Here is a 1,047-nt window from a genome sequence, read left to right on the forward strand (position 1 = left end):
TACCACGGGAAGCCCGGCACCAGCGCGAAGCCGCACAGGAAGCCGGCCGCCAGGTACAGCGCGCGCGGGCTGCGCGTCAGCTGGTAGGTGATCTCCTCGCCCAGCGACTTCGGCTTCGGCGCGTGCTCGTCGGCCACGCGGGTGATCATCACGCCGGCGGCCACGCAGATCAGCAGCGACGGGATCTGCGACACCATCGCGTCGCCGATCGACAGGATCGCGAAGCGGTTCGCCGCCTCGGCGGCCGGCATGCCGTGGTAGGTGATGCCGATCACGATGCCGGCCAGGATGTTGATCACCGTGATGATCAGCGCCGCGATCGCATCGCCCTTCACGAACTTCATCGCGCCGTCCATGCCGCCGTGCAGCTGGCTTTCCATCGCGAGCGCGGCGCGGCGGTGGCGGGCCTCGTCGGCCGTCAGGTGGCCGGCGCGCAGGTCGGCGTCGATGCTCATCTGCTTGCCCGGCATCGCGTCCAGCGTGAAGCGCGCGCCGACCTCGGCGACCCGCTCCGAGCCCTTCGCGATCACGATGAACTGCACCACCGTGATGATCAGGAACACCACGATCCCGACCACCAGGTTGCCGCCCACCACCAGGTTGCCGAACGACTCGATGATGTGGCCGGCGTCGGCGTGCAGCAGGATCAGCTTGGTCGACGAGATGYTCAGCGACAGCCGGAACAGCGTCGTGAACAGCAGCAGCGCCGGGAACGAGGTCAGCGAGACCGCGCTCGGGATGTACATCGTCACCATCAGCAGCAGCGTGCTGATGGTGAGGTTCACCGCCAGCAGGCCGTCGATCAGGAAGGTCGGCAGCGGCAGCACCATCAGCGCGAGGATGGCCACGATCGTGGCCACCATCGCGGCATCGCCGCCTATGTTGATCTTGAATTTCTTCATGGCATCCGCCTGGGTGGAAAGGGTCAATGAACGGGGTTGTCGGAACCGGGGGCTGGTGTGCTGCCGGGTGAATCGCCGCGCCGGGCGCCGATCTCGTCCACCCAGCGCAGCACCACGGCCACCGATTCGAAAAGCTCTTCGGGCA

Annotated in this window: 1 protein-coding gene; it reads right to left on the minus strand. The window is 67.1% G+C overall.

Annotation, left to right across the window (positions count from 1 at the left end; all coding sequences use genetic code 11):
* A partial coding sequence (locus AC1D15_RS33975) for an FHIPEP family type III secretion protein (protein WP_477829535.1) occupies positions 1-902 on the minus strand: 902 nt, incomplete at its 3' end.
* Positions 903-1,047: the final 145 nt, after the last annotated feature.

It is taken from the genome of Rhizobacter sp. P2_H2 (genome assembly GCF_056403375.1).